Origin of the sequence: Mesorhizobium sp. M7A.F.Ca.AU.002.02.1.1, assembly GCF_003998535.1 — a bacterium.
Taxonomy (GTDB): Bacteria; Pseudomonadota; Alphaproteobacteria; order Rhizobiales; family Rhizobiaceae; genus Mesorhizobium; species Mesorhizobium ciceri.
In genome coordinates this window covers 1-7,874 of the sequence record NZ_RZPB01000231.1, presented here as the reverse complement: position 1 = coordinate 7,874, position 7,874 = coordinate 1, and the positions used below count along the sequence as shown (strand labels likewise).

General features: G+C 63.1%; 7 protein-coding genes and 1 pseudogene. 1 reads left to right on the top strand and 7 read right to left on the bottom strand.

The window, feature by feature from the left end; translation table 11 throughout:
• Positions 1 to 174: pseudogene (locus EN879_RS39955) on the top strand (sugar kinase); the annotation flags it as partial.
• A 16-nt stretch (positions 175 to 190) separates the two neighbouring features.
• Here EN879_RS39955 and phoB read toward each other — a convergent pair.
• From phoB to EN879_RS16010, 7 genes are all read right to left on the bottom strand, one after another.
• Entirely contained in the window at positions 191 to 880 is a 690-nt protein-coding gene (phoB, locus tag EN879_RS16040; RefSeq protein WP_010911896.1) for a phosphate regulon transcriptional regulator PhoB, read from the bottom strand.
• Between the two features lie 16 nt (positions 881 to 896).
• A complete protein-coding gene (gene phoU / locus EN879_RS16035; protein WP_013529272.1) occupies positions 897 to 1,604 on the bottom strand; it encodes a phosphate signaling complex protein PhoU in 708 nt (235 codons plus the stop codon).
• A 26-nt stretch (positions 1,605 to 1,630) separates the two neighbouring features.
• On the bottom strand, positions 1,631 to 2,449 hold the full coding sequence (pstB, locus tag EN879_RS16030; RefSeq protein WP_013529271.1) for a phosphate ABC transporter ATP-binding protein PstB: 819 nt from the start codon (positions 2,447 to 2,449) through the stop codon (positions 1,631 to 1,633).
• A gap of 17 nt (positions 2,450 to 2,466) precedes the next feature.
• Positions 2,467 to 3,783, bottom strand: coding sequence for a phosphate ABC transporter permease PstA (gene pstA, locus EN879_RS16025; protein ID WP_063169147.1), 1,317 nt, complete (start codon positions 3,781 to 3,783; stop codon positions 2,467 to 2,469).
• Positions 3,780 to 5,246 carry a phosphate ABC transporter permease subunit PstC gene (pstC, locus tag EN879_RS16020; protein WP_063169148.1) on the bottom strand — a complete coding sequence of 489 codons (1,467 nt, stop codon included), beginning with the start codon at positions 5,244 to 5,246 and terminating at the stop codon, positions 3,780 to 3,782. Before pstC ends, pstA begins: the two co-directional genes overlap by 4 nt.
• Before the next feature lie 96 nt (positions 5,247 to 5,342).
• The gene (locus EN879_RS16015) at positions 5,343 to 6,371 is read right to left on the bottom strand and encodes a substrate-binding domain-containing protein (RefSeq protein WP_027163159.1); all 1,029 of its coding nucleotides are present in this window, start codon (positions 6,369 to 6,371) and stop codon (positions 5,343 to 5,345) included.
• A 512-nt stretch (positions 6,372 to 6,883) separates the two neighbouring features.
• Positions 6,884 to 7,874 (bottom strand): response regulator (locus tag EN879_RS16010; protein WP_164774429.1); only part of this gene is annotated, 991 nt, incomplete at its 5' end.

Genomic DNA, 7,874 nt, shown 5'->3' with positions numbered 1-7,874 from the left:
GCCCAGACCGCCGGCGGCCAGCATTCCAAGTCGATTTCCTTCGACACCGAGCCGAACGAACTGCCGCTGATCCGCGAAGGCTGCGCCATGCGGGCGCTAATCTTCGTCGATCAGGAGATTTTTGCGCCGGGCGTGCAGGCGAGATCCGGTCTCGGCGGCAAGAACGTGGCGTGAGTTCAAACGAGGGAGTTCAGTCCTCGCGAATGGCGTAACCCGCCCCACGGATGGTGCGGATGACATCGGGCATACGGCCGTTGTTGACCGCCTTGCGCAGCCGGCCGACATGCACATCGACCGTGCGTTCGTCGATGTAGATCGTCTCGCCCCAGACATTGTCGAGCAGTTGGCTGCGCGAGAACACGCGGCCTGGATGGCGCATCATGAATTCAAGCAGGCGGAATTCCGTCGGCCCGAGCCGGATTTCGCTCTTCTTGCGATAGACACGGTGCGATTCGCGATCGAGCACGATATCGCCGACCTTGAGCACGCTGGACAGCACTTCCGGCTTGGCCCGGCGCAGCAGCGCCTTGACCCTGGCCATGAACTCCGGCGTCGAGAAAGGCTTGACCAGATAGTCGTCGGCACCGGTCGAGAGGCCGCGCACGCGGTCGCTTTCCTCGCCTCGCGCGGTCAGCATGATGATCGGCAGCCGCTCGGTCTCGGGACGCATCCTTAGCCGGCGGCAGAGTTCGATACCGGAAACCGCAGGCACCATCCAGTCGAGCACCAGAAGGTCTGGAACGTTCTCCTGCAGCCGGATTTCGGCCTCGTCGCCGCGCGTCACCACCTCGACCTGGTAACCTTCGGATTCGAGATTGTAGCGGAGCAGCACGCCTAGCGGCTCCTCATCCTCCACCACCATGATGCGTGGCGCGATCATCGGCTGGTCACCCCTGTCATGCCGCTGGCGCGGACATTGCCGTCTCGTCCTGCTTCGGACGGTTGGCTGGCAACTGCGTGCCGGTCAAAACATAATAGGCATTTTCGGCGATGTTGGTCACGTGGTCGCCGATCCGCTCGAGGTTCTTGGCGCAAAACAACAGGTGCGTGCACGCCGTGATGTTGCGCGGATCTTCCATCATGTAGGTCAGAAGTTCGCGGAACACCGATGTGTATTTGACGTCGATGCGTTCATCATTGTTTCTGAGCGTGGCAAGCGCTGCCGCGTCAGCGGCGGCATACTCGTCGACGACCCCCTGCACCTGGATCAGCACCAGCTGCGCCATTGCGTCGATCGAATGCGAAAGGTCGTGCGGCGTGACGCTCAGCCCGACAGTGCCGACGCGCTTGGCGATGTTCTTGGCAAGGTCGCCGATGCGCTCGAGGTCGCCGGCCATGCGGATCGAACCGACCACCGCACGCAGATCGTTGGCCATTGGCTGGCGCTTGGCGATCAGCGTGATGGCACGATCGTCCAGCTCGCGCTGGCGTGCATCCATGATGGCGTCGTCGGAAACCACCCGCTGCGCCAGCGCATTGTCCGAATTGAGCAAAGCCCTGGTCGAGCCACCGACCATCGAGCGGGCGAGATCGCCCATGTCGCGGATCAGCTGGCTGATCTGCTCCAGATCCTCATCGAAAGATGCAACGGTATGTTCACCCATGATCTTCGTCCCTCATATGCCAGAGATCAGCCGAACCGGCCGGTGATGTAGTCCTGGGTGCGTTTGTCGTCGGGGGTGGTGAACATCTTGTCGGTGGCGCCCTCCTCGACCAGATAGCCAAGATGGAACATCGCGGTGCGCTGCGACACGCGCGCTGCCTGCTGCATCGAATGGGTGACGATGACGATCGTATAGTTCTGACGCAGTTCGTCGATCAGTTCCTCGACGCGAGCGGTGGCGATCGGGTCGAGCGCCGAACACGGTTCGTCCATCAGGATCACCTCGGGCGACACGGCGATGGCGCGTGCAATGCACAGGCGCTGCTGCTGGCCACCGGAAAGACCCGTGCCAGGTTCCTGCAAACGGTCCTTGACCTCGTTCCAGATCGCCGCCTTCTTCAGGCTGGACTCGACGATCTGATCCATGTCGGCCTTGCGCTTGGCCAATCCGTGGATGCGCGGACCATAGGCGACGTTCTCGTAGATCGACTTTGGGAACGGATTGGGTTTCTGGAACACCATGCCGACGCGCGCCCTGAGTTCGACGACATCGATGTTCTTGTCGTAGATGTCCTCTTCGTCGAGCGTGATCTTGCCGGTTACCCGTGCTGAATCGATGGTGTCGTTCATGCGGTTGAGGCAGCGCAGGAAGGTGGACTTGCCGCAGCCGGAGGGGCCGATCAGCGCCGTCACCTGGTTCAGGCGGACGTCGAGATCGACGTCGAACAGCGCCTGCTTCTCGCCGTAGAACACGCCGACCTTGTCGCCGCGCATTTTTATCACTTCGTTCGACTTCATCTTGTCGCCCACTGCGTTTTCAAGGGACTGTTCGGTCATGATGTTCATACCAAAATGCCTTTTTTCTACCAGCGCCGCTCGAACCGACGCCGAAGCACGATCGCGGTGATGTTCATGGCCATGAGGAAGACGAGCAGGATGATGATGGCGCCGGACATACGCTCGACGAAGGCGCGTTCGGCCTCGTTCGCCCACATATAGATCTGCACCGGCAGCGCGGTGGCCGGATCGAAAGGCGTCGTCGGTGGATCGGCGACGAAGGCGACCATGCCGATCAACAGCAGCGGCGCGGTTTCGCCGAGCGCGCGCGCAAGACCGATGATGGTGCCGGTGAGGATGCCGGGCGCGGCAAGCGGCAGGATGTGCTGGAACACCATCTGCATCTTGGAGGCGCCAAGGCCGAGAGCTGCCGAGCGGATCGACGGCGGCACCGCGGCAAGCGCGGCGCGCGTCGCGATGATGATCGTCGGCAGCGTCATCAGCGTCAGCACCAGGCCACCGACGAAAGCGGCGGAGCGTGGCATGCCCAGGAAATTGATAAACACCGCGAGGCCGAGCAAGCCGAAGACGATTGACGGCACTGCGGCCAGATTGTTGATGTTGACCTCGATAAGGTCGGTGAAACGGTTCTTCTTGGCGAATTCCTCCAGATAGATGGAGGCGGCGACGCCGATCGGCAGCGCGAGCAGCAGCACGATCACCATCATATAAAGCGAGCCGATGATCGCCACGCCCATGCCCGAGGTTTCCGGGCGGCTGGAGGCGCCGTAGGTGAACAGGCCGCTGTTGAAGTGCTCGGCCATCGCGCCCTCGGCCTTGAGCTTGTTCATCCAGGTGATCTGCTGGTCCGAGACCTTGCGTCGCGCTTCCTCGACACTGAGGTCGATCTGGCCCTTGAAAGCCGAGTCGAGATTGGCGGCGGCGAGGATGTTGACGTCGCGTGTCGTGCCGATCACCGAGGGATCGGCGGCAACGATGTCGCGCAACTGGACGCGGGCGCCTTCCGAAAGGAAGCCCTTGAGCTTCTGGATCATCGGCTTGTCATCAGGAGAGATGCCGAGCTTGGCCACCAGCGCGTTTTCTGCGAGCTTGGGATAATTCGCCTTGATCAGAACGCTCGGATCGGTTGCGCGCTTGCCGGAAGGATCGATCACCTTCTCGTCGAACGTGATCGGCAGCGATACCGTCGTCTGCCAGAAGGCGGTGTAGCCTTTCGAGACGATGGTGATCAGCATGATTGCCAGGAACGCCAGGCCTACGGAAATCGCCACGACGCCATAGATGCGGAAACGGCGTTCGGCGGCGTAACGGGCCTTCAGGCCGATGTCGCGGCGCGGATGGGCCGCCGGCCTGACCATCGTATCCATGGGAATGTCGGTCATTCGTACTGCTCCCGATATTTGCGCACGATGTAGAGCGCGACGATGTTCATCACCAGCGTCAGCGTGAACAGCGTCAGCCCGAGCGCGAAGGCGACCAGCGTCTGCGGCGAATTGAACTCGAGGTCGCCGGTGAGCTGGTTGACGATCTTGACGGTGATGGTCGTCATCGCCTCGAACGGGTTGATGGTGAGGTTGGCGGCGACGCCCGCCGCCAGCACGACAATCATCGTTTCGCCGATGGCGCGCGAGGCAGTCAGCAGGATGGCGCCGACGATGCCGGGCAGTGCCGCCGGCAGGATCACCCGCTTGATCGTCTCGGAGCGGGTCGCGCCGAGGCCGAGCGACCCGTCGCGCATGGCGCGCGGCACCGCGGTTATGATGTCGTCTGAGAGAGAGGAGACGACCGGGATCAGCATGACGCCCATGACCAGGCCGGCGGTGAAGATGCTCTGGCCCTGGATGAACGGCGAGCCGCCGGTCAGCGCCGCTGACAGGTCGCGCAGGAACGGCCCAAGCGTGACGACGGCGAAGATGCCGTAGACGATGGTCGGTATGCCGGCCAGCAGTTCAAGCGCCGGCTTGACCACCGAGCGCACCCTGGGCGTTGCGTATTCGGCCATGTAGACAGCCGACATCAGCCCGACCGGCACCGCAACCAGCAGCGCGACGGCGGCGATATAGAGCGTGCCGGCAAGAAGCGGGATCAGGCCGAACTGGCCCTGGCTGCCGCCCGAACCGGCAGCGGCAAAACGCGGATCCCAGACCGTGCCGAAGAAGAAACTCATCGGCGAGACGCTCTCGAAGAAGGTGATCGTCTGGAACAGCATCGAAAGCACGATGCCGACGGTGGTCAGGATGGCGATGGTGGAGGCGGCAAGCAGCCCCCACAGCATCAACCGCTCGACATTGTTGCGCGCCCTGGCGCGCGGCTCGATCTGCCTGAGCGCATAGAAGGCGCCGGCGATCGAGGAAGCCAGAATGACAATGGCGCCGAACAGGCCGAGCCGGTCCTGGACCTTGTTCGCCTCGACGGCGATCGGGATCATGTAATCCTGTGTGTCGCTCGCCAGTGCCACGCCCTTGGCGGCGAGCAGCGGCTGCAACTCGGCAAAGCTGGCAGGCATTGCGGCCAGTGTGCCAGCATCGAGTTTGCGCAGGCCCCTGGCGAGGCTCTTTACCAGGCTGACATCCAGTGCCTCGCTGGCAACCTTGCTGTCGACGGTACGCTCGGGCAAGGCAGCGTGGATGTGCCGGTCAAGATAGACCGAAGAACCGACGGCCCAGACGGCAAGCAGCAAAAGAGCAGGCAGGACGGCGAGCAGGAAGGCCCACCAGCCGTGATAGTGGGCACGCGAATGCGGCTTGACTTTGCCATTGTCCTGGGCCGCGGCACGCTGCCGGCCGATGAAAAAGGCAACCAGGCCGACGGCAACGACGATGGCCAGTACGAGCAAGGACGACATGGACCCACCCCAAGGGAAATTCTAACGCAGCCACCATTGCGGCCTGCGGTGAAACCGGGGCGCGGATTTGACCCGCACCCCGGTTCGGCAGCTTGATTACATCGACTTTCCGGCGGCGAAAGCGTCACGCTGGGCCTGACGCTCGGCATCCGGAGCAGCAACGAGGCCGTATTCGGCGAGCGGGCTTTCCGGGCCAACCATCTGGTCGTCGAGGAAGAACTCGACATATTCCTTGAGGCCGGGAACGACGCCCAGATGCGCCTTCTTGACGTAGAAGAACAGCGGGCGCGAGACGGGATACTTGCCGCTGGCAATCGTCTCGGTCGAAGGCACGATACCTTCCACGGTGGCGACCTTCAGCTTGTCGGCATTGTTCTCATAGAAGGCGAGGCCGAACACGCCGACGCCGGTCTTGTTGGAGTCGATGCGGGCGAGCGTCTCGGTATAGTCGCCATCGATGTCGACGGCCTTGCCGTCCTTGCGGATGGCAATGCAGGTTTTGCCGATTTCCTTGTCGTCGGCAATGCCGGCGGCCTTGAGAGCAGCCTTGTCACAGCCGGCATCGAGGAGCTTGGTCTCGAACACTTCGCGCGTGCCGTGCTTTTCGCCCGGAATGTAGGCGGCGATGTCCCAGTCGGGCAGCTTCGGATTGACCTGGCTCCACTTGGTGTTCGGATTGTCGACGAGCTTGCCGTCGACGACCAGCTTGGCCGCGAGCGCCTTGTAGATGTCGGCGGGAACCAGCGCCCAGTCCGGGCCCTTGATGTCGGTGGCGAAGACGATGCCGTCATAGCCGATCCGGACTTCCTGGACTTCCTTCACGCCGGCGGCGGCGCAGGACTTGAGTTCGTCCGCCTTGATCGGACGCGACGAGTTGGCGATGTCGATCGTGTCTTCGCCGACGCCCTTGCAGAATTCCTTGATGCCGGCGCCGCTGCCGCCGGATTCGACGACCGGGGTCTTGAAGTTGGTGAACGTTTCGCCGAACTGCTCGGCAACGATCTTGGCATAAGGTAACACGGTCGATGATCCGGCGACCTGGATCTGGTCGCGCGCGGCGGCGAAGCCGGACGACGCGGCGAGCGCAAGCGCAGCGGCCGACGCCGTATAGAGGAATTTCTTCATGTGGCCTGCTCCTGTTCGGAAGATGGTCTCTCGGCGCTCGTCAGTCGGCGCCCGCTGAGGCCAATAGCCTTCGATTATAACAGTCGCATGACAGTTTGATGTCACCCCGGTAACGCGTCATCGCGATGAGCAAAACGCCGCCTGGCCGGCACTGAACACGCAGCCCGGCTTTGTCCCCGGAATCAGAGACTTGCTCCGCTTGGGGCCGAGATTGGCCAGCGATTTGGGGTTAGCCGGCCTTTACGAAAAAAAGCCGGACGGGAGCGCGTTGCTCTCAGCCAGACGGTGTCATGGCCGGGCCATCGCCGAAAACAGGTCCGTTGGGGTAGGTTGACGCTGTCTCATGCCGGCGGTCGCTGCTCCCGCCCGTAACTGGAAAGGGAGGAATCGAACGCCGCCATTGTCTCGGCTGGATACAACCTTTGATATGGTGCGATCGCACCATAGTCTTGGCCGCTGGCAGGGCGCGAATCTTCGCCGTATTCCCGGCACTCGGACAGGCAGGACCGGCCCTACCCGGCGTTGCGCTGAGCCTGCCGGCTGGCGCCGACCCAGCGCTCGACCTTCTCGAGCAGCGCCCGGGGACTGATCGGCTTGGGCAGATAGTCGTCCATGCCTGCCTCCAGGCAGCGCTCGCGGTCGCCCTTCAGCGCATGCGCGGTGACGCCGACGATCGGCACATGCGTGCCGGTTTCTTCCTCCAGCCGGCGAATGGCGGCGGTCGCTTCGAGACCGTTCATCTCCGGCATGGAGACATCCATCAGGATCATGCACGGGTTGAGCCGGCCGAAGGCATCGAGCGCCTTGCGGCCATTGCCGACGATCTCGAAACCATAACCGGTCTCGCCGAGAATCTGGGTGAACACCATCTGGTTTACCTCATTGTCCTCGGCCACCAGTATGTCCAGCCTGTCGCCACCAGCCGCCACCGGTGGCCGGGGGCGAATCGAAGGCGGCTGCAGCAGCGCCCGCTGTTCGGACGGTGCCGAGGGCTGCGGCCGCGTCACATTGCTCGCAGCGACGTCGGCCGCGAGCGGCTGCGCGTCGCTGCCGCCAGTGTTGTGGCGATGCCGCTGGATGGTGGCGACCAGCGTTTCCAGCAGCACCGAAGAGCGCGCCGGCTTGATCAACTGGGCATCGATGCCGAGATCGCGATAGCTGGTGTTGGCGAGCGACTGGTCGACCGAGGTCAGCATGATGATCGGCGTTCCGGCAAGGCCAGCGGTGTTGCGCACGATCCGCGCCATTTCGGCGCCGCTCATTTCAGGCATCTGGTAGTCGAGCACGACGCAATCGACCGGCACGCCATAGGCGGCTGCGGCGATCAGCACCTTGAGGCCTTCGGCGCCGCTTTCGGCCGCGCAGGAATCGAACGTCCATGATGTCATCTGCTCGGTCAGGATCGCCCTGTTGACGGCATTGTCGTCGACGATCAGGACACGCGCGCCGGTCACGTCGATCGGCATGATGCGTTGCCCGTTTTGCTGTCCGGCCCTCGGCAGC

What these genes read in the sequence shown, in the direction of transcription:
- phoB (WP_010911896.1), bottom strand. Translation starts at nt 880, where the DNA reads ATGATCGCGCCACGCATCATGGTGGTGGAGGATGAGGAGCCGCTAGGC.
- phoU (WP_013529272.1), bottom strand. Translation starts at nt 1,604, where the DNA reads ATGGGTGAACATACCGTTGCATCTTTCGATGAGGATCTGGAGCAGATC.
- pstB (WP_013529271.1), bottom strand. Translation starts at nt 2,449, where the DNA reads ATGAACATCATGACCGAACAGTCCCTTGAAAACGCAGTGGGCGACAAG.
- pstA (WP_063169147.1), bottom strand. Translation starts at nt 3,783, where the DNA reads ATGACCGACATTCCCATGGATACGATGGTCAGGCCGGCGGCCCATCCG.
- pstC (WP_063169148.1), bottom strand. Translation starts at nt 5,246, where the DNA reads ATGTCGTCCTTGCTCGTACTGGCCATCGTCGTTGCCGTCGGCCTGGTT.
- EN879_RS16015 (WP_027163159.1), bottom strand. Translation starts at nt 6,371, where the DNA reads ATGAAGAAATTCCTCTATACGGCGTCGGCCGCTGCGCTTGCGCTCGCC.